This window comes from Actinobaculum suis (assembly GCF_900618115.1).
GTDB classification, from domain to species: domain Bacteria; phylum Actinomycetota; class Actinomycetes; order Actinomycetales; family Actinomycetaceae; genus Actinobaculum; species Actinobaculum suis.
Genome location: NZ_UYIO01000001.1, coordinates 1619417 through 1645517, shown reverse-complemented (window position 1 = coordinate 1645517; position 26101 = coordinate 1619417). Strand labels below are relative to the sequence as shown.

The 26101-nt window shown below is 59.9% G+C and carries 20 protein-coding genes; 18 read left to right on the top strand and 2 right to left on the bottom strand.

The genetic code is table 11. From position 1 onward, the window contains the following. The first annotated feature begins 165 nt into the window (after positions 1–165). A complete protein-coding gene (gene nrdR, locus H8274_RS06755; protein WP_065415174.1) occupies positions 166–633 on the top strand; it encodes a transcriptional regulator NrdR in 468 nt (155 codons plus the stop codon). Positions 634–792: 159 nt separating this feature from the next. On the opposite strand, the gene H8274_RS06750 is transcribed toward nrdR, so the two are convergent. Next, positions 793–3066 (bottom strand): HelD family protein, encoded by a 2274-nt coding sequence (locus H8274_RS06750; protein ID WP_185934148.1) that lies wholly within the window; start codon positions 3064–3066, stop codon positions 793–795. A gap of 508 nt (positions 3067–3574) precedes the next feature. Here H8274_RS06750 and H8274_RS06745 point away from each other — a divergent pair. Further along, positions 3575–5095, top strand: coding sequence for a PAC2 family protein (locus H8274_RS06745; RefSeq protein ID WP_065415173.1), 1521 nt, complete (start codon positions 3575–3577; stop codon positions 5093–5095). 175 nt (positions 5096–5270) lie between these two features. Here the strand turns inward: H8274_RS06745 and H8274_RS06740 are convergent, their stop codons facing one another. Further along, positions 5271–6095 (bottom strand): spermidine synthase, encoded by an 825-nt coding sequence (locus tag H8274_RS06740; RefSeq protein WP_244924548.1) that lies wholly within the window; start codon positions 6093–6095, stop codon positions 5271–5273. A 266-nt stretch (positions 6096–6361) separates the two neighbouring features. Here H8274_RS06740 and dinB point away from each other — a divergent pair, with 266 nt between their 5' ends. The 16 genes from dinB (at position 6362) to H8274_RS06655 (ending at position 26055) form a co-directional block, all read left to right on the top strand. Then, positions 6362–7669, top strand: a complete 1308-nt coding sequence (gene dinB, locus H8274_RS06735) for a DNA polymerase IV (RefSeq protein WP_082159955.1) — start codon at positions 6362–6364, stop codon at positions 7667–7669. 265 nt (positions 7670–7934) lie between these two features. Beyond that, the gene (locus H8274_RS06730; RefSeq protein WP_185934147.1) at positions 7935–8339 is read left to right on the top strand and encodes a DUF3040 domain-containing protein; all 405 of its coding nucleotides are present in this window, start codon (positions 7935–7937) and stop codon (positions 8337–8339) included. 523 nt (positions 8340–8862) lie between these two features. Further along, positions 8863–9294, top strand: coding sequence for a division/cell wall cluster transcriptional repressor MraZ (mraZ, locus tag H8274_RS06725; protein ID WP_049619063.1), 432 nt, complete (start codon positions 8863–8865; stop codon positions 9292–9294). 165 nt (positions 9295–9459) lie between these two features. Beyond that, the gene (gene rsmH, locus H8274_RS06720; protein ID WP_185934146.1) at positions 9460–10458 is read left to right on the top strand and encodes a 16S rRNA (cytosine(1402)-N(4))-methyltransferase RsmH; all 999 of its coding nucleotides are present in this window, start codon (positions 9460–9462) and stop codon (positions 10456–10458) included. Continuing rightward, complete coding sequence (gene ftsL / locus H8274_RS06715; protein ID WP_049619061.1) at positions 10455–10856, top strand: cell division protein FtsL; 402 nt, start codon at positions 10455–10457, stop codon at positions 10854–10856. The genes rsmH and ftsL overlap by 4 nt, the downstream gene beginning before the upstream one ends. A 132-nt stretch (positions 10857–10988) precedes the next feature. Beyond that, positions 10989–12854, top strand: a complete 1866-nt coding sequence (locus H8274_RS06710; protein ID WP_185934145.1) for a peptidoglycan D,D-transpeptidase FtsI family protein — start codon at positions 10989–10991, stop codon at positions 12852–12854. A gap of 27 nt (positions 12855–12881) precedes the next feature. Continuing rightward, positions 12882–14627: a Mur ligase family protein gene (locus tag H8274_RS06700; protein ID WP_244924547.1), complete on the top strand. Its 1746-nt coding sequence runs from the start codon at positions 12882–12884 to the stop codon at positions 14625–14627. Further along, positions 14624–16129, top strand: coding sequence for a UDP-N-acetylmuramoyl-tripeptide--D-alanyl-D-alanine ligase (locus H8274_RS06695; RefSeq protein ID WP_185934144.1), 1506 nt, complete (start codon positions 14624–14626; stop codon positions 16127–16129). Before H8274_RS06700 ends, H8274_RS06695 begins: the two co-directional genes overlap by 4 nt. Next, the gene (gene mraY, locus H8274_RS06690) at positions 16123–17208 is read left to right on the top strand and encodes a phospho-N-acetylmuramoyl-pentapeptide-transferase (protein WP_185934143.1); all 1086 of its coding nucleotides are present in this window, start codon (positions 16123–16125) and stop codon (positions 17206–17208) included. The genes H8274_RS06695 and mraY overlap by 7 nt, the downstream gene beginning before the upstream one ends. Then, on the top strand, positions 17208–18701 hold the full coding sequence (murD, locus tag H8274_RS06685; RefSeq protein ID WP_185934142.1) for a UDP-N-acetylmuramoyl-L-alanine--D-glutamate ligase: 1494 nt from the start codon (positions 17208–17210) through the stop codon (positions 18699–18701). The genes mraY and murD overlap by 1 nt, the downstream gene beginning before the upstream one ends. Positions 18702–18705: 4 nt before the next feature. Further along, positions 18706–20103, top strand: coding sequence for an FtsW/RodA/SpoVE family cell cycle protein (locus tag H8274_RS06680; RefSeq protein ID WP_231583044.1), 1398 nt, complete (start codon positions 18706–18708; stop codon positions 20101–20103). Between the two features lie 20 nt (positions 20104–20123). Further along, the gene (gene murG / locus H8274_RS06675) at positions 20124–21239 is read left to right on the top strand and encodes an undecaprenyldiphospho-muramoylpentapeptide beta-N-acetylglucosaminyltransferase (RefSeq protein WP_185934141.1); all 1116 of its coding nucleotides are present in this window, start codon (positions 20124–20126) and stop codon (positions 21237–21239) included. After that, positions 21236–22672: a UDP-N-acetylmuramate--L-alanine ligase gene (gene murC, locus H8274_RS06670; protein ID WP_185934140.1), complete on the top strand. Its 1437-nt coding sequence runs from the start codon at positions 21236–21238 to the stop codon at positions 22670–22672. Before murG ends, murC begins: the two co-directional genes overlap by 4 nt. Then, positions 22669–23889 (top strand): cell division protein FtsQ/DivIB, encoded by a 1221-nt coding sequence (locus tag H8274_RS06665; RefSeq protein WP_185934139.1) that lies wholly within the window; start codon positions 22669–22671, stop codon positions 23887–23889. Before murC ends, H8274_RS06665 begins: the two co-directional genes overlap by 4 nt. A gap of 150 nt (positions 23890–24039) precedes the next feature. Further along, a complete protein-coding gene (gene ftsZ / locus H8274_RS06660) occupies positions 24040–25257 on the top strand; it encodes a cell division protein FtsZ (protein WP_065415165.1) in 1218 nt (405 codons plus the stop codon). 3 nt (positions 25258–25260) lie between these two features. Then, entirely contained in the window at positions 25261–26055 is a 795-nt protein-coding gene (locus H8274_RS06655) for a purine nucleoside phosphorylase YfiH/LACC1 family protein (RefSeq protein WP_065415164.1), read from the top strand. Positions 26056–26101 lie beyond the last annotated feature (46 nt).

The window sequence follows — 26101 nt, the reverse complement described above, 5'->3', positions numbered from 1 at the left end:
AAATAGGGCAGCTGTTGAATAGATCTGAGCGGAGCTGGAGGCCTGGATGGTCTCGTAATGAGGCCCGGATGGTCTCGCACTAGTGCGCGCGTGCAAATAGTTCGCGCGCGGTTCTACATGCCCAGCTATTTGCTGATAAACATGCCGTGCTAGTAGCGTTTAAGCATGCATTGTCCATTTTGCCGGAATCCGGATTCAAAAGTAGTCGATACCCGGACCACAGACGACGGCATATCTATCCGTCGTCGCCGGGAGTGCCTCAAGTGTCATCGCCGATTTACCACTATTGAATCCGCGTCTCTTGTTGTTATTAAAAGATCGGGGGCAACGGAGCCCTTCTCGCGGGACAAAATCATTAGCGGTGTAGGCAGAGCCTGCCAAGGCCGCCCGGTCACCGAAGACCAACTCGCCCTACTCGCATCCCAAGTAGAAGAAGAAGTTCGCTCCGCTGGCGGATCCCAAATAAACTCGCATGATGTGGGACTCGCTATCCTCGAACCTCTCAAAAAACTAGACGAGGTTGCCTACCTGCGTTTCGCTTCCGTGTACTCCAACTACGACTCCGTGGACGATTTCCAAGCTGCCATCGACGAGTTACGCCGCGAACGCGCCGAACGCGAAGCGCAAGCCTAACCTGCGGCCAAGCCTAACCCGCGGCCAGGCCAAACCCGCAAGCCGGCCGGGGCTAACCTGCAAGCCGGGGGCTAATCAAACCCACAAGCCGGCCGGGGCTAACCCACGGCGGGCCTAACACCCGCTATGGCCGGGGCCTAACACCCCTATGGCCGGGGCCTAATCGGTGAAGCCAGCGGGCAGTTCCCCGGAGTAAACGACGCGGAGTTTTTGGGTAGGACGGGTCATGGCCACATACAGGTTGCCTGGCCCTTCCTCCAAAATCTCTTGCGGCTCCACCAAAACCACGGCGTCGTATTCGAGGCCCTTCGCGTCCACTGCGTCCAAAAGCTGAATCCTGGCCGTCACGTCAACGCCGCCGGTATCGCGCCGCCACGCCGCCAGCTCCTGGGCATTATCTAACACTTCCGCAAATTCGGTACGCCGCGCACTGGCCACAATCACTGCCGCCGTACCGCCATCCTGGCCGTACAGTTCATCCATATGCAGGCAAGCTTCCCGCACGGTTTCCACCACTGCCCGTTGCCGGGCCAGCGCCCCGCCTTCCTTCGCCACCGGCACCAAAGTAAGGGAATCTTCGGCATCCCGGGCGGCGGTTACCGGCCGCACTTGTACTCCCGCTGCGGCCAAAACACGTTGGGCGGCTCGCAAAATCGGGGCCGGCGTACGGTAAGAAATCGTCAAATGTTCTTCCCGCACCTGCGCGGACAACCGGCCCAAAAGTTCTTTCCAGCCGCCTTCCGGTGCTCCCGCGGGGCGCTGATCCACATCGCCCACAATCGTCATCGAACGGGAAGGGTTGCGGCGAATAATCATTTCCCACTGCATGGGGGAGAGCTCTTGAGCTTCGTCGATCACCACATGGCCGTAGGTCCAAGTGCGGTCTGCGGCGGCACGTTCTGCCAAAGAATCACGATGCTGCTGATCCTTCATCCGTTCCGCCAACATTTCCGCGGTCACAATTCCGCCGCCCAGGCCCATACCTTCCATCGCATCCTGAGTGAACTGGTCAATTTCCGCTTCCGCGGCCCGCTGGGAACGCCGCTCCCGCCGGTCAATATCAGAATCGAAAACCCCTAAATGCTCGGAAAGCTCATCAATGATCGCAATATCGGCGTCGCTCCATCCACCCCCGGGCGCGCGGTACAAACTTTCCCGTTCCGCTTCCGTCAACTCGGGTGCAACCTGGGCAAGCAGAGCCGGGCGCTTATACAAGCGTTCCAATAATTCGGCTGCTGAAGAAGGTAGCCAGTGCAAATTGATTTCCCGCCGCGCATCCACCGAAGCTGCCACATCGGCCACAATCCACTGGTTATCGGCTAGTTCTACTTCGTTTTCGTGGGCAATCTGCTCAGCCAAAATCGTTACCAAATGCTTCGCATAAGTATCGCGGGCCTCATTATGCGGCCGGCCGGTACGCCGGGCCCGGGCTTGTGCTTCTTGCACATCGCGCGGCCGCAAACGCACCGTCACCCCGCCAATATCGAATACCACTTGCTCCCGCAAAGGCTTTTCCAACAGTTCGGTTACCGCCCGCCGCGCAATATCACGCCACACTAGGCGGCCTTTAAGTTCCGCCAGTGCCGGTGTTTCCGTACGGGTGGCCCGCACACCCGGCACGAGCCCGCCAATCGTCGTCGAAACCACATCAGATTCGCCCAAAGAAGGCAAAACCTCATCGATATAGCGCAAAAACACGGGAGAAGGCCCAATAATAAGCACTCCGGAACGGGACAGCCGCTCCCGCAAGGTATAGAGCAGATAGGCGGCGCGATGCAAGGCCACCGCTGTTTTCCCGGTCCCGGGCCCACCTTGCACCACCAAAATGCCGTGCGCGTCGGAGCGAATAATCCGGTCCTGTTCGGCCTGAATAGTAGCCACAATATCGCCCATCTTGCCGTCACGCGCCTTATTCATGGCGGCCATGAGCGCACCTTCCCCGGTCAGATTCAGCTCATCGTCCGCATTTGCGTGCGTGGCGTCCAAAAGCTCATCTTCCACCCCGGTAACCGTTCGTAAACGGGTCTGAATATGGCGTCGGCGCCGCACCCCACCCGGGTTAGCGGCAGTTGCCCGGTAGAAAGGTTCAGATTGCGGGGCCCGCCAATCCAAAAGAATGATCTCTTGCGCATCATTCTTGAGACCAATCCGGCCAATATGTTCCGGAGCGCGCTCATCGGTGTAATCAAGGCGGCCCAAAACCAAACGGTTCTCCACATTGCGCAAGCGGATGAGGTTATCTTCATAGTGGGTGGCAAACGAATCGCGTTCGCTCATTTCCCCAGCCGATTCCTGGCCGGTCTGTGCCCGCACCCGATCAAGCCGCTCCTGGTAAGTATCGCGTTGTTGGTCGAGCGCAGCATACGCAGTATCGACGAAAGACTGTTCTTCGCCAATAGCGCGCTGCCGGGGGGACTGTTCAGTGCCTGTCACTATATACAACTCCTCAGGAGAGACCGCAAGAAAATGCGCAATTCTTGGCACGGTTACGCACGGCATGTGTGAACCACAAGCACGCACCGCCAGCTGCAACCGCCAGCTGCAACCGCCAGCTACAACCGCCAGCTACAACCGCCAGCTACAGCCGCCAGCTGCAACCGCCAGCTGCAACCGCCAGCTACAGCCGTGCACCATCAGTACGCACCCTGGTTACGCAACTCGTGGAAGCAGTACCGGCTTCGTGGAAATAACTACCGCAAGCACGCCGCGAGCAAAACGGGTGCGTGCGGAAAATGTATTCTGCACGCAAACCGCATATGATCGAAACTTCGGTGCCGAGAATTTGACATGCAATTATCGCGAAAAATCCTCGCCTCCGTTGTGTCCCAGGCCACCACGCTGGGCAGGCAAATGCGCTTGTAACGAAATCAATCAGATTTCGGGCATATGAGAAGATTGATGGCGTTGAGGCCCCTGAGGGCACGCACAGGAAGGAGATCACGTGGGCAGGTTTATTGATGCCGCAACCGGCGATTTTCCAGACCAGTTAGATACTCTGGTGGTGAACCTGACGGATCCTTTGAACGACGCCGGCTCAGTTTCGGATCTGGTCCGTTCAGAACTACTTACTTTGGATACGGTACGCGCGGCCCGTATAGATGTTGATCCCCTTTTGGACTACCGGGCCCAACGCCCCCGCGTCAATTACATAAATGGCGAGCTAGTGGGGCTGTTCCGGCCAGCTATCGACCTTTATGTCGTGCGGGATATGGAAGGCCGGCCCTTCCTGCTCCTTACCGGTACGGAACCGGATTTCTACTGGGATACTTTCGCTGCCGATCTTGTGGATACTCTCCACTATTTCGGAATTAAACGGGTTTTCTCGGTCGGTTCTATTCCGGCGGGGCTGCCGCACACGCGCCAACCGGATATGCTCGTGCGGTCCCACAACCGGGAGAAAGTTGCCCCGGCTTTGCAAGCAAATGTGTGGTATTCGGCTTCGTTTTCGGATTTCTTTGAGTACAACATTGCCCAGTTCGGGATGGAATCGGTGGCGCTTACCGTGCGCGTGCCGGTGTACCTGACGGGAAACCGGTATTCTGCCGGCGCGGTTTCGGGTCTTTCTATGCTGGCTTCGGTTTCTGGGTTCTCTTTCCCGCTGGGTGATCTGGAAGTTTCGGCGCGGGAAGAAAACGAAGCTTTGGAAACCATGATGAAGCAAAACGAGCAGTTGCGGGAGATAGTTACTGCTTTCGAAGAAGAATACGATAAGTCCGACGCCGATCCGGGCCTGGTACAGGCACCGCGCACGAGCGCTGATGTGCCTTCGGTAGAAGAAATTGGCCGCGCGGCCGAACAATTCCTCGCCCAATACGAAGCTTCGAAACAAAAAGATCAGGCGCGGGCTGGCGAGGATACCGAGTTTGAATCCCTGGGCGGGATTGCCGAACAGCTGGAAGCTTTCCGCCGCGCGCGTGGCTACCGTACCGGGCCTTCGCCGCGAGCTTCGGCGGCCTCGCGCGGGCAGTGGCCGGCCGTTAACTTGAACCATGCCGAAGATGCCGGGATTACGTATAGCGCGCCGGCTGCGGGGGATGGGCAGTTCGTGGCGCGTCAGTTCCCCCTGCCTCCCGGGATGGTACAGCGTGGCCAAGCCCAGTTCCCGGGTAGCTCACAAGGGTACGACGCCGATAGTGCCCCGCAAGTGCAAACCGACCCCGAAAATGCGCCCACCGCCGGAGACGCTGGTACGGCCCGGCCGGTGCTGAGCACAGCCGCCGACCACCCGGCCGCGGGCACCGAGCAAACGGTAGCCGGCGATAACCTTCCGGCTGAGGATACCGGCCAGGCAGCATCGTCACCACAGGGCGAAGAAGCAACGGCGGCAGAAACCCCGGCGGATGAAGAGCCGAATAACGGCACAGTCGAAGAGCCAACTAATGGCACAGCTTACGACGCCGAAAACTCTTCCGAAACTGACCCCGGCCAGCAGCCGCGGCGCGGCCGGCACGCGGCAGACTAAGGAAAGGCAGCCGGTACACGGCGGTCCGCGGAGGCGAGTGGTGCCCTCGGAGGTGGAGCGGCGGCCCTAAGAAACAACCGGTCGCCTGGAGGCTTTCGCGTCCGGCGTCGTTCAGAAACATCGGGCCGTTCGGAAACGCTCGGTTGCTCGGAAGCTCTCGCGTCCGGCGTCGTGCTTAGGGGTGTGCTCCTGGCACCCAACCAACTTCGGCATCTCGGGCGGGTTGGGCACCGCGCGCCCGCGCCCGTAAGTCTTCCGGATCTACTAGCCGCGTGGGCAGGGGAAGGCTGTGCACTTTCCGCTCCAGTTCGTACAGCGGCAGTTCGTCATTAGAAGCAACAAGCACAATATTGCCAAAGCGCCGGCCCCGTAAAATCGCCGGGTCGGTAATCGCGGTTACGTATTTGAAAGCGGTAAACAAGGCGGCGGCTTCTGCGTTCAAACGGTTCAACCCGGCCGAAGCAATGGAATTGAGCAGATAAACCCCACCGGGAGCGAGGATGCGCGCTGCTTCCCGCGCGCTTTCTACCGTGCGCAAATGGCTAGGAACTTCCACGCCTTGGAAAGCGTCGCGAATGATCACGTCCCAAGCGGGGTTGATCGTATCGAGGGTGTGCCGGGCATCTTCCACGCGAATCCGCAAGCGCGGGGAACGGGGTAGATCAAACCACTGCCGGGCGTATTCGGCCAGCCGCCGGTCAATTTCGATTGCGAGCTGGCGCGAACCGGGGCGCAAGGCATCTAAAGCCCGTGCAAAGGCACACCCAGCCCCTCCTAAATGTAAGGCTTTGAGCGGCTGCTTGGGGGGAAAAACGGCGTCTACCGCGCACCGAAAATGCTGCATGTACTCAAATTCGAGGTACGTTGGATCATCCAAATCAAGTGCCGAAGATTCCACCCCGGAAAGAAAAAGAGTTACTAAAGAGGGGCGATCTCGATGTCGTTCCAGCTCGGCCACCGAAAAATCAGTCACAACAGGTTCTACAGGAAAATCAGCCACACAAATAGTTTACTAGATCACGGAAAATAATGTTATTTTCGCTCATTTGTGACTAAAAAGCCGCCTTTCGCTCCCGCGTATCGCGCGCTCGCGTTGCCGGGTATCGCGCGCTCGCGTTGCCGAGTATCGCGCGCTCCTGTTACCAAATAAAGCGCGCTTGCGTTACCCAGTACGGTCGCTTTCCGTTTCCGGGTGCCGTTGGCTTCGGTTGCCTAGTACCGTCCGCGCCGCGGATCGGCGATAATACAAGGAGGGAGGAATCCGATATGTCACGAGGACCGCGAGTCAAAAGCGCCCGGCACTCTTGGGGGACGGACGATTCGGACACCCCGATTCTCCACGTGGATATGGACGCCTTTTTCGTGGCGGTGGAACTGCTAGACCATCCGGAGTTGCGCGGCCGGCCCGTGGCCGTAGGCGGGCAGGAACGCGGCGTGGTGGCCGCCGCTTCTTATGAGGCTCGGGAATGCGGGGTCAACTCGGCCATGCCCGTGGGTTTGGCTTACCGGCGGTGCCCACAACTGGTGATGTTGCCCGTGCGCGGCGAAAAATATCAGGCGGTTTCGGCCCGCATTATGGATATTTTGCGGCAGGTCACGCCCGCGGTGGAGCAAGTTTCCGTAGACGAAGCTTTCCTCGATGTTTCCGGAGCGCGCCGCCTCTTTGGGTCCCCGGTGGAAATCGCGCAAATGATTCGCGCGCAAATCCGTGCCCAGGAAGGAGTGCCTGCCTCGGTTGGAATCGCCGCCACCAAACACGTGGCCAAAATTGCTTCTGCCCAGGCTAAACCGGACGGGTGGATGCTTATTTCCGCCGCCCAAACCCTGCCTTTCCTGCACTCTTTACCGGTCGGCGTGCTGTGGGGAGTAGGTGATCGCACACGCGAACGGCTTGACCGGGAAGGTGTGGATACCGTGGGTGATCTGGTCCGGCTTGGCCCGGAGCGCCTGATTCGCGTGTTGGGTCAAGCTGCCGGCACGCACTTGTACGAACTTGCGATGGGGCACGACCCGCGCCCAGTAGAAACCACGCGGGAAGAAAAATCCATGGGCCGGGAGACCACATTTTTCGAACACGTGGCTGAACGTTCCCAACTGCACCAGGTTTTGCTCGCCCACGCTCACGACGCCGCCCGCCGCCTGCGCCAAGCCGGCCTGGCCGCGCGCACGGTTTCCATCAAAGTGCGTTTCGCCGATTTTCGCACCATCACCCGCTCCGCCACTTTCGACCAACCCACCCAAGTAGCCCAAGACCTTTACGACCGCGCGGTAGAACTTCTCCGTCCCATCGAGATCCGCCCGCCCGGCTTGCGCCTACTGGGTTTGCGTGCTGAACAGCTCTGCCCGGAAGGCGAGGGTGTCCAACTTGCTTTCGACGACGACGCCCGCCGCTCCGCTGCTGAAAAAACCATGGACTCCATTCGCGCCCGGTTTGGAGATAGTGTGCTAAGCCCGGCCAGTCTGCTCGGCACCAAGGCAGACCCGCACGCCCCAGATGCTGCACGTGCACCGGACAAGCCGGGCAGCCCAGATGGTTCGCGCGCCCCGGACAAACCGGGCAGCCCGGCTGCTTAGCGCATCCAGACCAAACCGGAAACTCCAGACGCTCCACTTCGTGCCCCTGCGGCCGGCCCCAACAAGACCGAGTAAGTGGCCGGCCCCAACAAAACCGAGTAAGTGGCCGGCCCCAACAAGACCGAGTAAACCGCGTAAATCGCGCCATAGTCTGGAAAACCACGCCTGACTCTTGAACATTTGTCGATCTGCGGCGCGGAACCGGCTATGGTTGAGCGGGACTAACAAGCTAAACTGGTACGAGACTTTTCGGTAAGGAGGCCCCATGGCTCTGTCTGATTACGAGCGCAAGATGCTCGAGGAGCTCGAGGCACAACTGGCGGATGAGGATCCGAGCTTCGCTCAGAACATGAAGCCGAAGGAAGTTCGGGAAACCGTCACGCGGCAGCTGTCCATTCGGCATCTCGTGCTCGGTTTACTCGCGCTGGTATGCGGAATCGCCTTGCTCGTATGGGGTGTGGCGGCAAGCATGCTGTGGATTTCCGGGGGTGGTGTGATCATCATGTTCGGCGGGGTGTGGTATGCGCTCGCGGGTATCACCACCCAGAAAATAGAGCAGCCAGTAGGTGCTGATTCCAATACGGAATCACCGGGTGCCAAGGCGCGCGGTTTCATGGCGCGCCAAGTAGAGGAATGGAACCGGCGGCGGCGCGATTTTGGTGGCGCCTAGCCTATTTTTGCCGGCGCATAGCCTAACTACGGCGGCGCCTAGCCCAAAATCGACGGTGCCTGGCTCAAATTCGGCGGCGCCCAGCCTACTGGCATAATGAGAACAAAATAACTGAAAGCCTAGGACAAAAGGCATATCGCGGTGGGCCCGTGGTTTTCTCCCCGAAATAACTGGTGGAGAAGACCACGGGCCCACTGTTTTTTAATCCGCGGCAATGCTACTACCGCTTTCCCACCCTGCTCCTAAAACCGCCAGATTTCGCGGTTTAGTGGGGAGGTGGCGCGCCTGGGTTAGCGCTTCGATTCCGGCCAAAAACGTTTGCCGCAACGGCGTCCACGCGTTTTTTCGTACACCTTTTCGCGCGGGCGCAAACACGCCGTGAGCTATCCGGCGCCCACCTTCCTCCACCCCGTAAAACCGCGCAAATATGCTATTTTGCTTGCTGTTGGCCAGCATTTTTGAAATGCTGAGGGAGCAAAGTGGAGTATTGTGGAGTGGAGCGCCACGGGAAAGGGGGTGCGAGATGTTCCTAGGAACTTACGAGCCGAAGCTCGATGAGAAAGGCCGGATCATCTTGCCCGCCAAATTCCGTGGCCAACTGCAGGGAGGTCTGGTCATGACCCGCGGCCAAGAACACTGCATCTACGTTTTTCCACTTCAGGAATTTGCGGAAATGCAGCAAACCTTGGCTAAGGCTCCACTTACCTCAAAGGAGGCACGTTCGTATACACGAATGTTGCTTTCCGGTGCAGTTGATGATGTTCCCGATAAACAGGGACGCATCACCATTCCGGCGATGCTCCGCAAATATGCGGGCTTGGAACGGGATTTGGCAGTGATCGGCACGGGAAACCGCGTGGAGATCTGGAACGCCGAATCCTGGGCCACGTATCTGGAAGAACAAGAATCGGCATTCGCCGAACGGGAAGAAGAAGTCATTCCGGGGCTCTTCTAACCGCCCACTACACCGGAAAACCAGGAAACGAAGATCTCACGCTGGTAGCAGCACACGAGGATCCTGCCTCGGGGATGATCTTCTCCGTCTGGCTCTGAGGCAATTCCCCAGCTTCAGAACCGCGGAGGGGATCTTTTCCGAGGAGGGAATGCGGGGAGGCACAAAATGAGCAACGGAGAAGGACGGGCGGCGCACAACGCCTTGCACCAGCCCGTTCTCGCCGATGTGTGCCTCGACCTCCTAGCCCCCGCTTTCTCCTCGGAAAAGCCTATTCTCATCGACTGCACGCTCGGCATGGGCGGGCATAGCGAAGCGGCGCTCATCCGCTTCCCGCAACTTACGGTGATCGGCATCGACCGTGATCCGCAAGCCATCGCCTTGGCCAGTGAACGCTTGGCACCTTTCGGGGAGCGTTTCCGGCCCGTACAGGCGGTGTACGACGCCGTCGCCGATATAGCGGCTACCTATGCCCCGGATGGTGTAGCTGGCATCCTCATGGATCTGGGAGTTTCTTCCCTGCAACTGGATGCCACTGAACGCGGATTTTCCTATAGCCATGACACACCTTTGGATATGCGCATGGACCAGGAGAGTGGTATTACCGCGGCCGAGCTTTTAGCCCAGGCATCCGAAAAAGAACTGGTGCGGATTTTGCGCCGTTACGGAGAAGAAAGATTCGCCCCGCGTATTGCCCGGGAAATTGTGCGCCAGCGGGCCAAGGAGCCGCTTACCCGCACCGGCCAGCTAGTGGACATTGTGCGCGCGGCTATACCCGCCCCGGCGCGGCGCACCGGCGGTAATCCAGCTAAGCGTACTTTCCAGGCCTTGCGGATTGCGGTCAATGATGAATTGGGCGCTTTGGAGCGGGCCCTGCCGGCAGCGATTTCTGCTTTGCGAGTGGGCGGGCGGATCGTCGTCGAGTCCTACCAGTCTTTGGAAGACAAAATCGTTAAACAAGTTTTGGGAGATGCTTCCCGTTCCACAACGCCGCGTGGGCTTCCGGTAGAACTGGCCGGCCATGAACCCGTGCTGCGGTTATTGACACGCGGGGCCCGCCAGGCCACCCCGGAAGAAATAGCCGAAAATCCGCGCTCTGCTTCGGTGCGTTTACGCGCCGCCGAAAAAATGCGCGATAACACGATGCGCGATGGAGGTGCACAGTGAGTCAAGCAGTACGCCGTCTCGAAACCGAGGCCCGGCCCGAACCACGCCGTGTAATTGATGGCAAACCCCATCTCACCGTGGTACCCACCCCCACCGCGAGTCGCGGTTTTGGGTGGACGATCGCGATTTGTGCGCTGCTGTTCATCGGTTCTTTGATAACCGTCTTTTCGCTCAATACGGCCATGGTAGGAACCGCCTACGAAATTCGTTCGGTACAGCAAGGCATTGCCGAAGAATCTGCTCACGAAGCAACTTTGCGGGACCAAGTGGTGGCAGCCTCTACGCCGGGCGGTTTGCTGGAGCGGGCCAAAGAACTCGGCCTGGAACCGGCGCCAAATGTGCAACATATTGATCTGGCACAGGGTCGCGTTATCACCCCGCATACCAACACGCCTTAGCAGTTATCTGCCGATCTCGGCGCGATGACCGGGATCTTGGCTAGGTTGGGAAAAGGTAGAAAACTAGGTTGAGGAACCAGCAGCGCCCAGAAAACGAGTAGCGGTGAGAGGAAGGAAAGTGAAGGAAGGGTGATGAGTAAGCTTCACGGCACGGCGCGTACGGCACGGCCCGTACGCCGCCCGCTGTTTAGCAGCCGGATGCGCACACTCGTCGTAATTTTCGCGGTCTGTTCCCTCGTGCTCGGAATCCGACTTTTTGACCTGCAGTTCTTACGGTCCGAACAGCTTTCCGCCGCGGCTGATGCTTTCCGTACCCGCACCTATACCCTGCACGCCCAGCGCGGCGATATTCGGGATTCTTCCGGCGCGGTACTAGCTACCTCCGTGGAACGTTACAACATAGGCGTCAACCAGAAACTCATCGGCGATTACGTACACTACGCCACCGATGCGGAAGGCAATCTGCAACGCGACGCTACCGGTGCGCCCGTCGTTGCCGGTACCGGGGCCGCAGAAGCCGCGAAAGTACTAGCTCCGATCCTCAAAACTGACCGCGCCGAACTGGGCGGGAAAATGATCGGCGGGGAAAAGAAATCCACCTTCGTCTATATCGCCAAAGATATTTCCCCTGAAACTTGGCGGGAAATCGCTTCCCTCGGTATCCCCGGTATTGAACCCGAACAATATATGAAACGGGATTATCCGAACGGGCCGGTGGCCGGAAATATTCTCGGGTACGTGGGCGAAACTGCCGAACAACCCGAATCGGTAGGACAAGCCGGAATTGAACGCACGCAAGAAAATATTCTCGCGGGTAAAGACGGCGAATACACGGTGCAAGTGGCCGGCGGCGGGGCCGTGGTACCCAACGGTACGGCTACCCGCGTAGAACCGGAGAATGGCCGGTCCGTCACTTTGACTATTGATCGGGATTTACAAAACTCCCTCATGGCGGCGCTCGATAAATCGGTAGACGCAAACCAAGCACAATGGGGTTCTGCCGTAGTTATCGAAATTGGGACCGGGCGCACCCTCGCCCTAGCAGATTCGCATTCACCGGATCCTTCAAACCTGGCGGGCACGAGCCCCGAAAACTGGGGTTCACGAGCGGTCCAAGCTCCCGTAGAACCGGGCTCTACCGGCAAGATCCCCACCTTTGCGGCGGCTATCGACCAAGGGTCCGTGACCCCGCTAAGTACTTTCGGCGTGCCCGATAAGATCACCATGCCCAATGGGGAAACCATTTCGGACAATGACGAACACCCGAACCGGCAAATGACGGTAGCCGGGATTATGGCGCTGTCTTATAACACCGGGTTGGTCCAAGTGGGCGATACCGTGCCGGATGAAACCCGTTTCGAATACATGAAATCTTTCGGGATCGGCACCCCTACCGGGATTGAATTGCCTGCCGAATCGGCCGGTATTTTGCGGGATCCTTCCACCTGGGATAACCGCACCCGCTACACCACTATGTTTGGGCAGGGCTGGGCGGCCACCACCGTACAACTGGGGCAAATTGCCGCCACGATCGGCAACCACGGCGTTTACGTGCCCTTGCGGATTATTGACGCGGTTTCCGATCCAGACGGCGCCCAAATACCCACCGGGCCCGGAGAATCCCACCGCGTGATTTCCGAAGAATCAGCGGCAACCATGCTGAATATGATGCAGGGGGTCACCCAGCCTGGTTCTACGGGGTGGGCGGCGCGCGTAGACGGCTACAATGTGGCGGGTAAAACCGGAACCGCGCAGGTCCCGGACGCAGCTGGTAACCTCACCGAGCGGGTAGGTACCTTTATCGGCGTCGTGCCGGCAGAAAACCCGCAGATCGCAATTGCGGGTATCGTTTACGGTGGGGCAGGGGCCGGTTACGGCGGGGAAACCGCGGCGCCCGTGTTCAAGGAGGTTGCGCAGTTCGCTACCCGGCAGCTGGGCATTCCCCCTTCGGAGGTGCCGCTGTACAAATACCCGTGGTACGCATCAGATATTGGCTAAGCAGGAAGCAGGAAGTAGGTACAGGACGTGGTACAAGAACCGCAACGGGCGCAGGCAATGCCCTTGGGCGAACTGACCGAAACGGCTCCGCGTGGCGCCAATCCACTCGTCACCGGGGTTACCGCTAATTCGCGCTTGGCCGGCCCGGGAGATCTCTTCGCGGCCCTGCCGGGTACAAAAGTGCATGGCGCCACTTTCGCACCTGCCGCGGTAGCTCAAGGAGCAGTAGCAATCTATACCGATGCGGCCGGCGCAGAAATTATTGCGGGCTCCGGTATCGGTGCGGGTTTTAGTGCCGTTTTCGTAAACACTGCCGCAGGTGCCGGTGCCGGTTCTGATGCCGGCGTAAGTTACGGTTCTAAAAACCGCGCACGGGTTTCTGGAACCTCTGCCCAGGTACCCGAAAACTCCACCCCGGTTCCGGTGGTGGTGGCACAATCGCCGCAAACCCATCTGGGGGAACTAGCCGCAAAACTGTACGGCTACCCAGCCCACAGTTTCCTTTCCTGCGGGGTTACAGGTACCAACGGAAAAACGACGACGGCGTACATCCTGGACTTTTTACTTCGCCAGGCCGAGAAAAAGCCGGCCCTAATCGGCACCGTGGAAGTACGGGTCGGCGGGGAAACCGTGCCCGCGCATTTGACCACGCCCATGCCCGATGAATTGCAAAAACTCTTGGCTACCCACCGGCAGTGGGGTGGGGATGCACTAGTTATGGAAGTTTCTTCCCACGCTTTGGCGCAAGGCCGTACCGATCCGATTTGTTTTGACGTGGCCGGTTTTACCAACTTGAGCCAAGACCACCTGGATTTCCACCAGACCATGGAAAGCTACTACCAGGCCAAACGTACTTTCTTCACCCCGCAGCGGGCGCGCCGCGCGGTTATTCGCAGCGGAAGCGAGTGGGGCAAGCGCCTGCTGCGCGAAGCTGAAATCCCGGCCACCCAGCTAATACTGCCGGGTGAAGAAAGCGTGCCCGGATTCCCCACCTGGGAAGTTACCCGCGTACAACCCGGCCATCGCACGCAGATTGCTTTGCGTAGCCCGGCCGGAGAAGAACACGTGTTTAGCACTTCGCTGCCTGGTTCCTTCAATGTGGAAAATGTGGCTTTGGCGGTGGCAATGGCCGCGGAAGCGGGCGTGGATATCCGCCCGGTACTGGCGGGCGGAGTGGATCCGGTAGTGCCCGGACGCATGGAAATCATTTCCCAACAGCCGCGCGTAGTGGTGGATTTTGCACATAATACGGCGGCCCTGGAAAATGCGATGGCGGCCCTGCGCGATACTGTTTCCGGCAAGTTTATTGTGCTTACCGGTTCGGCCGGGGAGCGCGACGCCGATAAGCGCCCGGCTATGGGCCGGGCGGTGGCCGCCGCAGCAGACCTCGTGTATATCACCGATGACGATCCGCATGAGGAAGATCCGGCGCAAATTCGTGCCGACCTTTTGCGGGGTACCGCGGCGGGCCCGGCCCGCGTAATAGAAATTCCGGACCGGCGCGAAGCTATTCACGCTGCCATTTGCGGTGCGGACGCGGCCGATACCGTGCTGCTGGCCGGGCGTGGCCATGAAACTCACCAGCCGGTGCGCGGCGGAGAAGTAGAACTTGATGACCGTGTAGAAGCACGCCGCGCCCTCACGCTCCGGGAAAACCGCGCCGCCCGCCAGGAAGCTGGCGCGGCCGGGGCAGAAGGCGCTGCCCGCCAGGAAGCTGGCGCGACCGGGGCAGAAGGTGCTGGCACTGTGGGCCACAAAGGAGACTTCGCATGATTGAAATGACTCTCGCCCAGGTAGCGCAGGCCGCGGAAGGCTATTTAGCCACTCGCGGCCACGAAAATGTGCGGGCCCGGGCAGTGGTGCGCGATAACCGGGAAGTCACGCCGGGAGCAATTTTTGCTGCCATTAAAGGTGCGCGCGTGGACGGGGCTAAGTTTGCCGGCCCGGCTCTGCAAGCGGGCGCAGCCGCCGTGCTCACCACCGATCCGGAATGTGCTACCGCCAGCGGCGCCGATCCGCGCCGCCTCATCGTGGTGGAAGACGTACCGGCCGCCCTAGGTAAATTAGCTCGGGAAAACTTGCGGCTCGCTCGCGCCGCAAACCCCCAGCTACGCGTAGTGGCAGTAACCGGCAGCGTGGGTAAAACCACCACCAAAGATCTACTGGCACGTATCCTGGTAAGCCGCGGCGAAGTAGTAGCCCCGCCGGGTTCCTTGAACAACGAGATCGGCTTGCCGCTCACGGTATTGCGGGTAGACGAAAACACCGCCACCCTGGTAGCCGAAATGGGAGCGGACCGCATCGGCAATATTTCCTACCTGTGTTCCATTGCGCCTCCCGATGTGGCAGTGGTTCTCGCGGTAGCCCGCGCCCACCTCGGCGTTTTTGGCGGTATTGAAAACGTGGCGCGTGCCAAATCCGAACTGGTGAGCAACTTGCGGCCCGGTGGCACCGCTGTCTTAAACTGCGACGATCCGCGGGTGGCCACCATGGCCAGCCTGGCCCCCGGCAAAGTATGGCGTTTTTCGGCAGCCGGCAACTCGGAAGCAGATTTCGTGGCCGAAAATGTGCGGCTCGATGAAAACGACCGAGCCCATTTCCGGCTCCGCGGCCCTGCCGGATACGGCTCCCAAGACGTCAAACTCGGCTTGGTGGGCGCGCACCAAGTCAGTAACGCCTTGGCGGCTGCGGCTGGCGCCTACGCTTTGGGTTTGGCCGGAGAAGAAATCGCGGCCGGCCTGGCCGCTCCTGCCGCCTCCCCGCACCGCATGGACGTGCAGTGGCGAAGCGGAGGTAAATACCTGGTAATCGATGATTCTTACAACGCCAACCCGGATTCCATGCGCGCTGGTATTGCTGCGCTGGGCCGGATTGGTACCGGCCGGCGCAAAATCGCCGTGCTGGGTGCCATGCTTGAACTAGGAGAAGCTAGCGCGGCCGAACACCGCGCCCTGGCCGCACCACTGGCAGCAGCCGGCGTCGACTATCTCCTCACCGTGGGTGCGGAAACCACACCGCTGGCGGAAAGTGCCCGCACACATGGCATTACCGTGGTGGAGGCGGCGAACGCTTCCGGCGCACAAGCCGAGCTAGCGGGTATGCTCAGAGCCGGCGATGCGGTTTTGCTCAAAGGCTCGCACAGTTCGGGTGTGTGGCAGATCGCTAATAGTTTCGCGGAAGATTCCGCGAGCGGGTCGAATGAAAATAATGCGGCCGGGGCGGGGCAAGCTTCGGACTCGGCCGTTACGAGCTCGAAAGAGAGGGAGAGATGCTAGCGATTCTCATCGCGTTCGCGGTGTCACTCGTGGTAACGTTGTTGGGCACGCCCCTCTTCATAAAATTCTTGGTGTCCCGGCAGTTCGGCCAGTTCATCCGGCAAGACGGCCCTACTTCGCACCTCACCAAACGCGGCACGCCCACCATGGGCGGGGTAATGATTATCTTCGCCGTGGTAGTTGCCTACCTGGTAGCCAACCTGGCCACCGGCCGCACCCCGGGAGTATCCGGGATATTGTTGCTGGCCCTGATGATTGGCATGGGAGCGGTGGGATTCGCCGACGATTTCACCAAGATCCGCAAGAAACAATCTTTGGGGCTCACCCCGATCGCAAAAATTATTGGGCTGGCGGTCGTAGGGATTGCCTGGTCGATAGCCGTGCTCATGTTCCCCAATGAACATGGCCGCACACCTGCATCCACCGCGCTTTCAGTGATGCGGGAAACTAAATTCGACCTGGCTTTTGCGGGCGCGGTCGGCGCCGTGATCCTCTTCGTTTTGTGGGCGAATTTCTTGATTACCGCCTGGTCGAATGCGGTGAACTTGACGGATGGTTTGGACGGCTTGGCTTCCGGGGCGAGCGCAATTGCTTTCGCGGCCTATGCCGGTATTGCGATGTGGCAGTCCAACCATGCCTGCTTGGGCGTGGTCGATGCCGCCCCCGGCTGCTATACCGTGCGCGACCCGCGGGATATGGCGATTATTGCGATTGCGGTAGTGGGTGCCGTAATTGGTTTCCTGTGGTGGAACACGAACCCGGCGCAAATCTTTATGGGAGATACCGGTTCGCTCGCCCTGGGCGGGACCTTCGCGGGTATCTCTATCCTCACCCATACCGAGTTTTTGGCCTTGCTTACCGGCGGGCTTTTCGTCTTCGAAATCGTTTCCGACGTCATCCAAATATCAGTATTCAAAGCCACCGGAAAACGCGTTTTCCGCATGGCCCCGATACATCACCATTTCGAGCTCAAAGGCTGGAATGAGATCACGGTTACCGTCAGATTCTGGCTTATTGAAGCGCTTTGTGCCTGCGTGGGAGTGGGCTTGTTCTATGCCGAATGGTTGGCGATGCAGTAATGGAAAACGACTACGACCTTCTGGACACCACGAGCTTGCACATTCCGGGTGCGGAAAGCATGGCGGGGATGCGAATCGCCGTCGTCGGCCTCGGAAAATCGGGGCAAGCCGCCGCAAGTGCCCTGTGTAACACTACGCAAGCGCAGGTTTCCGCGTGGGATTCCGATATATCTAAACTCGCGGCGGTAACCGCTTTGCCGCTATCCACTGCCGGTTCGGATGCGGATGCGGAAGAATTAGCAGAAAAGGTGCTCCGCTGGCGTCCGGACTTGATCGTGCCCGCCCCGGCCATCCGGGAAACCTCGCCGCTGTTCACCCTCGCGCAAGAAAACGGGGTGGAACTGGCCTCCGAAATAGAATTGGCGTGGCGTTTGCGTGCCTGCGATAGCGTCGGGCGGTGGGCGCCCTGGTTGGCGGTTACGGGTACCAACGGGAAGACGACGACGGTCACCATGGCTGCCCATATTTTAAGGCAGGCAGGTTTGGGCGGGACCCCGGTAGGCAATATCGGCAACCCCGCAGTCACCGAAACAATCCGCACGGATAATGATGCTCCGCGGGCCCTGGCCTTAGAACTATCCAGCTTCCAATTGCGAACCACGAACACGGCTTCTCCGCACGCCGCGGTCTGCCTCAATATTGACGATGACCACCTGGAATGGCATGGCAACCGAGAATCATATTGGCGTGCCAAAGCCCGGGTCTACCACAATGTGCGCCGGGCAGCGATCTATCCGGTAGGGGACAAGACAGTACAAAATATGGTCGATGGGGCCGATGTGGTAGAAGGTGCCCGGGCGATTGGATATACCGCGGGCGTGCCGCAAGTGGGCCAGCTCGGCGTGGTAGACGGCATCGTGGTAGACCGTGCCTTTGGGGCTGACCGTTGGAATACGGCCACCGAACTGTACGAACTAGCCGATTTGGCGCAGCTTGCCCCGGATGCGGAAGTAGTTCCGGAACATATTGTGGCTGATGCTTTGGCGGCCACAGCGCTCACCCGGGCATTGGGGATTTCCGCGCAGTCGATCCGGGCCGGCCTGCGATCCATGCTGCCCGGCAAACATCGCATTGAAACCGTAACCGTGAAAGACGGGGTGCGATATATCGACGATTCGAAAGCCACCAATGCTCACGCAGCGCGGGCTTCTTTGCTCGCCCAAGCCGACGGGACGGTGGTGTGGATCGCCGGTGGGCAACCGAAGGGGGCCCACTTCACAAACTTGGTGCGCGAAGTGGAAAGCAAACTGCGGGCCGTGGTGGTGATCGGTACGGAACAGGAAGAATGGCATGAGGCTCTCGGTGCGCTCACCATTCCGGTGTACTACATTTCCGCGCTGGCCACCGCTCCCATGCAAGAAGCGATCACCTGGGCCCGGCAAATTGCCCAGCCGGGCGATACCGTGCTCCTAGCGCCGGCCGCCGCTTCCATGGACCAATTCACTTCTTATGCCGATCGCGGGGACGCCTTCGCCCGGGAAGCGAGGAAATAACAACATGGCAAAAACCGGTGGCACCCACGATGCCGCGACCCGTCACGATGCCCCGACCCGTCACGATGCCCCGACCCGTGCCACACGCCGCGGGTCACGCGGCGCTACGGGCCAGGCCCGCCGCCGTACCCCGAAAGGCAAACCAGTAACGGGCGCTACCCGCCTGCCGGCAGAAAACGCCGAAAAAGTGCGTGACGTAATGCGCCATTCGATCATTATGCTCGCGGTGGCCACCCTCGTGCTCACGGTTTTAGGTCTCGTTATGGTGTTTTCCGCGGTCACGCCCGGCGCGATGCGAAGCGCCGCGGCGGGAGCTACCAACACTTTCCGCGGGGTTTATCTGCAAATTTTCTATGCCTGCGTGGGAATAGTAGTCGCGGCAATTCTGTCTCGTTTCCCCATCGAGTTCTTCCGCAAATCCTGGGCCGCATTCTGGGCGGGGGCCTTACTTTTGCAATGCTTGGTATTTTCACCCCTCGGCGTGGCTGTAGCCGGTAACCGCAACTGGGTGGCGCTAGGCCCTATCCGTATGCAACCCTCCGAGTTTTTGAAACTAGCCACGATTATTGCGTTAGCCGCCACCTTGGTAAATATTCGCGGGGCAGCAAGCGTCAACTTGCTGCGCCGGGAAGAATGGGAAGACATAAAAAACTGGGTGTGGCCCATTGCTATCTTCCTGCTCTCCGCCGGGCTGGTAGGCCTGGGCCACGATATGGGAACCGTACTGGTTTTTGCTTTGTTCACGGCCGGAATGCTCTGGCTAGCCGGCATGGCCTGGCAATGGTTTGCAGTAGGCGGCCTGGCTGGCATCCTGGGTACGGCCCTCGCCATTGCGGTGAGCCTTTCCCGCTTGGCCCGCGTGCAAGACTTCTTCGAAAACATTTTTACCTTGCCTGCCGGTGGTTCTCCCACCCAAGCGGATTATGCGCTGTGGGCTTTCGGTTCGGGAGGCCTGGGCGGATCGGGCTTGGGCACCGGGATTGAAAAATGGCCGGGCAATCTAGCCGAAGCTCAAACCGATTTCATTTTCGCCGTCGTGGGCGAAGAGCTGGGCTTCTTAGGATGCGCGGCGGTAGTGATCCTATTCCTAATGGTGGGGATATCCCTAGTGCGTATTTGCATACACCACCCTTCCCGCTTCGCCAAGCTTACGGTGGGCGGGATTGCCCTGTGGCTGTGCGGGCAAGCCTTGGCGAATATGCTAGTGGTAACTTCCATGCTTCCAGTATTCGGGGTTCCACTACCATTCATGAGCCAAGGAGGATCTTCGGTGATCTCCTGCCTGATGGCCGTGGGAGTGGCAATTAGCGCCGCATTCTCCGTAGAGGGAGTACGCGCTTCCTTCAAACAGCGGCCCCACTTGGTCAAACGCGTGGTATCAATCGTTAGCAAAACAAGGTGAAGCAACCAGAGGAGGCAGCTATGGCGTTACGGATCGTTCTTGCCGGGGGCGGTACCGCTGGCCACATTAATCCCATGCTGGCAACGGCCCGCCAGCTGCGGGAATGGGGGCACGAAGTAACCGCGATAGGAACCGCCGAAGGTATGGAATCGCGCCTGGTACCCGAAGCGGGAATTCCTTTCGAAGTAATCCCGCGGGTTCCTTTCCCGCGCCGGCCCAATGCGGATCTGTTCCGCTTCCCGGTGCGCTACCCGCGCGCTATCAAACGCTGTAAAGAGATTTTGCGGCGAACCAATGCGGACGTGGCGGTAGGTTTTGGAGGATACACTTCCACGCCCCTCTATGCGGCAGCGCGTGCCTTAAAAGTTCCCTTCGTGATACACGAACAAAATGCTTTGCCCGGGTTGGCAAACCGGCTCGGCGCCCGCCATGCAGCCGCCGTGTGCCTAGCTTTTGCCACTACCCGTTTGCGTGCCCGCAACGGTACCACCCAGTTTGTGGGCCTGCCGCTCCGCCCTGAAATAGCGAAGCTGGCAGAAGATAATGACCGCAGCGAACGCCGGAAAGCGGCGGCCGCCCGTTTCGGTTTGGATCCCGAAATGCGCACTGTGGTGGTAACCGGCGGATCGCTAGGAGCCGCACATATTAATGAGGTAGTGGCTGAAAACGCGGAGACCTTCGCGGAAGCTGAGATCCAGGTGCTGCATTTGACGGGCCGCGGGAAAGACGGCCCGGTACGGGAACGGGTTGCCGGCTACGAACACTATGCGGTGCTCGAATATCTCTCCGAAATGGAAGAAGCCTATGCGGTGGCCGACTGGGTGATTAGCCGGGCCGGTGCCGGAACCGTTTCGGAAGTTTGTGCGCTGGGCATTCCGGCCATGTTCGTACCGCTTCCCATCGGGAACGGGGAACAGGCACTCAACGCTAAAGACGCCCAGGAAAAGGGTGGTTCTTTGCTGGTCAAGGATGAAGAGTTTTGCGCAGAAAGCATAGCTTTAGTAGTTCGCACTCTCCACGATCCGGAGCAGCTCGAGCGCATACGGCTCGCACAGCGCGGTATTAGCCCGCGCGATGGGGCCTACCGTTTGGGCCGTGTGATTGAAGAAGTTGCAGCAGAACGTGAGGCACGATGACAACACCGCAGTTAGCACAGGCCACTTCCGCCCGCACATCAGCGCGGCGGCACTTCCACATGATTGGGATTGGTGGGGCCGGTATGTCCGTCGTCGCCGCCTTGTTACTGGCCGAAGGGCACACTGTTACCGGTTCGGATGCGCGTGAATCAGAAAATACGCAGCGTTTGCGGGAAACGGGCGCGCGGGTAGCTATCGGCCAGCGGGCAGAAAATGTGCCGGCAGGCGCGATTGTGGTGCGCTCTACCGCGATTCACGAAGATAACCCGGAATTGGCGGTGGCCCGCCAGCGAGGGCAAGAAGTTTGGCACCGTTCCCAAGCTTTGGCTTTTGCCGCTGGGGCGCGGGATTTTGTGGCGGTTGCGGGCGCACATGGCAAAACCACCAGTTCGGCCATGCTCGCCATGGCTTTGCGAACTGCCGGGCAAGACCCTTCGTGGGCGATTGGCGGAAGCATCCGCGCGGCCGATGGCAGCCATTTGAGTGGCGGCCATTTGGGTAGCGGCAATGTTTTGGTAGCGGAAGCCGATGAATCGGATGCGTCTTTCTTGAACTATGCGCCGCGGGCAGCACTGGTCACCAATATTGAGCCGGACCACCTCGATTTTTATGGCACGCAGGAAGCCTTCGCGGCCGCTTTCGAGGAATTTGCGGCGCGGATCGTACCGGGCGGGCTTCTTGTTGTGTGCGCGGATGATCCTGGGGCACGCCACCTTGCCGCTGCGGCCGGGGCGCGTAATATTCGCGTGGCCAGCTATGGCCGCGGCGCGCCAGCACCGGGGGCCCGCCAGCACGTAGTGGTACGCGGGCACGGCCAGTGCGTGATAGAAACACCGGAAGGGGAAACCCTGGCCCGGTTCACCTTGCAGGTTCCGGGCGCGCACAATGAACTAAATGCCACCGGAGTGTGGCTTACCGGGGTAGACCTGGGCGTAGACCCAGCGGTTATGGCTAAGGCCTTGGAAAGCTATACCGGAACCGGGCGGCGTTTCGAACCGCGTGGGGAAGTGTGCGGCATTCGGCTTTTCGACGACTACGCTCACCATCCCACTGAGGTGGCCGCCACTTTGCAGGCCGCGCGGGAAAAAGCGGGAAGCGGAGCCGTGCGGGTGCTATTCCAACCCCACCTGTATTCGCGGACCAAGAATTTCGCGGCCGAATTCGCCCGCGCCCTGGCCGGTGCGGATACGGCGATCGTTACCGGCGTGTACGGGGCGCGTGAAGAACCGATGCCGGGAGTGGAAGGTGATCTAATCACCACCCAAATGGACGGGCACGGCACCTTTATTGCCAGTAAAGAGGAAGCGGCCCGGACCTTGGCACGCAGTGCCACCCCGGGGGATCTGCTACTCACCATGGGTGCCGGGGACGTTACCGAACTCTGCCCGCTCATCGTGGAAACCTTGCAGCATCGTTTCAAGGAGGCCGGGTGAGAGGCCGCAGAAACGAACCAGCGGAGCCTACCGTTCCCGCACCGGATGCGGGGGACGGAAGCTCCCAGGTACGCCGACGCCGTACCGCGCGCGATCTCAACCCGCGCCGCGCCGCCAGCCGGCCGTGCGGCAGCGAATCCCCGCGCGGCAGCGAATCTCCGCGTGAGCCGCGCGAGCGCGCGGGCACCCCGCGGCAGCACAAGTCGCGTGAGCCACATAAATCACGTGAGTCATACGAGCACGCGGCCGTGCCGCAATCACGCGCGGCCGTGCCGCAACCGCACAAGGGCGCACGGCAACCGCGCCCGGCGCAGGGCACAGCCGCGCACCGGCCTCGCAAAACCGATGCTCATCCGGTTACACCCACGGCTGTCACCGCGCCGGTGGTCTACGAAGATTCTTTCTTTGAACTGGCTGATATTTCGCCCAGCGAGGCGGCTGGAGAGCTACACCAGCGCCGAGAAAGCCCGAGCGGTTCGGGCACGCGGCCCCCGGATTTAGCGGAAAGACGCCGGGAACGGCGCCGCGAAAAACGCCGCGTAGTGTGGCGCAAAACCCTGGGCCTGGGGGCTGTGGTCGGGGCGGGCCTGTTCGCTCTTTGGCTGATATTTTTCAGCCCGGTCTTTGCTTTGCATGAGGATCGTATTAGCGTCTCTGAGGTATCTGCCCAAGCCGTGGTAAGCGATGCCGATATTGCAGAACTACTTAACCAATTTGCGGGTATCCCACTTACGCGTTTAGGGCTGGGGAAGGTGACCAGCACCCTCCAGGAGGAGATCCCGGAATTAGCTAGCGTGAACGCGCATAAGGAGTATCCGCATGGTTTGAGTGTGGAACTTTCGTGGCGTGAAGCCGTGGCCTGCTTGGGCCGCGGTGCGGAATGCACGCCGGTGGACGGTCAGGGGGAAGAAATGCGGGTGACGGAAGAAGCCAGGGCCGCCCTGCCCCGCATCGGGGCTACCACCGAGACTAATCCGGCGGCAGTGAGTACGGCTTTGGAAGTTTTGCGCGGCCTGGATCCAGATATTCGGGCCCTGGTGGAGAGCACTAAATTAGATAATGCGGGCCGGGTGGTGCTGGCCTTGACGGAAGGTCGAACTGTGGTGTGGGGAGATGCTTCGCAAGGTCAGGAAAAACTCGGAGTTTTGCGCGTGCTGCTCGGCCAGCCGGGCACCGTTTTCGATATCTCCGAACCCGCCGCAGCGGTAATTAAATAGTTAGAAAGAAGGGCATTAAAGCGTGACTTTATGCGGGACTGAAAGTTGCCCGCGCGTCAGAATTGCATCACTATCATTTCGCCAATATCTTTTGCGCGAAGTCAGAGGCGTAAAACCTCAAGTTTTACTTGAGGTTCGGGAGGGAAACAGATGACGGTAAATCATAATGTCGCCGATATTAAGGTCATCGGCGTTGGAGGCGGTGGCGTAAACGCGATTGACCGAATGATTCAAGATGGCCTAGCCGGCGTCGAATTCATTGCCGTAAACACGGATTCGCAGTCGCTCGTCAAATCGGAAGCGGAAACCAAGCTCGATATTGGGCGCGATGTTTCTAATGGCCTGGGTGCGGGAGCTGATCCTTCCGTGGGAAAACGGGCGGCGGAAGAAAACACCGAAATTATTGAAGACGCCGTGCAGGGAGCGGATATGGTCTTCGTGACCGCCGGTGAAGGTGGCGGTACCGGAACCGGTGCGGCTCCCGTGGTGGCACGCATTGCCCGGGATGCCGGGGCGTTGACGGTCGGCGTCGTTACCCGCCCCTTCGAATTCGAAGGCGCCCAGCGTGCCCGGAATGCGGAAAGCGGGATTGCGGAACTGCGCAAGGCTGTAGATACTCTCATCGTTATTCCCAATGACCGTTTGCTGGAGATCAGCGAACAAGATCTGACGATTATTGAGGCTTATAACCTGGCTGATGAAGTGCTGCGTTCCGGCGTGAAGGGGATCTCTGATCTGATTACGATTCCCGGCCTGGTAAACCTGGACTTTGCGGACGTCAAGGCGATTATGAAGGATGCTGGCACCGCCCTGATGGGGATCGGTACCGCTTCTGGGGAAGACCGGGCCATGCGGGCTACCGAAAACGCGATCGCCTCCCCGTTGCTGGAAGCGAAGATCGACGGCGCCCACGGCGTCTTGCTCAGCTTCCAGGCCGGGGAAGATTTCGGCATGAAGGAACTGGCGAAAGCTTCGAAGCTGGTCAAGGAATCGGTGGATCCGAACGCGAATATTATCGTGGGGCAGATCATCGACGAATCTCTGGGTGATGAAGTGCGCGTTACGGTGATCGCCGCTGGTTTTGATGAAAACCAGGATCGCGGTGTTCCCGCGGCGGAACCGCAAGCAGTGCCGGAAGTACCGGTGGCGCAGCAGGTTCCGGAAATCCCGGTGGAAGACGCGGTACCGGCGGGCATTCCGGATACCGTGGCCAGCCCCGCCCACCCAATTGCGGGTCCGCAACACGCGGCCGAAACCGAAGCGAATCGTTACCGTTACGAATCGCGCAATGTGGAACTGCCGCGCCGCGTGGAAGAACCGCGCCGCGCCGATCTAGACATTCCCTCCTTCCTTTTCGAAGAGGACTAGTTCATGCTCGTGCGGTGGGTGTGCGAACGGGAAATCTCTGGCTATGTGGTGAAAGCAGGATTTACCTCCCGCGCTGGCGGAGTCTCTGAAAGCCCGTTTGAATCCTGCAATCTGGGCCACCACGTAGGAGATAACCCGGGCCGAGTTTCCCGCAATCGGGAGCTACTTGCCCGCGAACTAGGCACCCGCCCCGTGTTCATGGACCAAGTACATGGCACGCGCATTGCCGACGCCGCAGCCCTAGCGGAATCTGGTTGTTACGCCTCGCCAGAAACCGATGGGCTCACGTTGGCACCTCCCGCCGCGGCTAATGACGGCAAAGCGTCCTTCGCCGCGGCCGTTATGGTGGCGGACTGCATGCCGGTACTTTTGGTAGGGAAAACCAGCCCGCGCGCAGCGGCTGTACATGCGGGCCGGCGCGGTCTGCTCGCCGGTATCGTGCCGGCCGCGATCGAGCGGCTCGGCGTTCCCGTTGATGTTTATGTGGGTCCGTGCATTTGCCCGGCTTGCTATGAGGTAAGCGCGCAAATGCAGGAAGACTCCGCAGCGATACTGCCCGGGGTGGGCGCTTCGAGCCGGTGGGGCACGCCCGCCCTGGATATGCGGGCTGGTTTGCGTGCCCAACTGGCCGGAAATCCGCTCGTTGGGCAAATATACGATAACGAGCCGTGCACCTACGAAGACCCCACGTATTATTCGTACCGCCGTGCCACCCATGTAGCGCAACGCAGCGGGGAAGGTGCGCAACCTCGCACCGGAAGGTTTGCGGGAATCGTCACGCTCGAAGAGCGGGGCTAGAATTGGGGAAGTAGGCGCCGGCCTGCTTAATGCTGCATACCGGGGC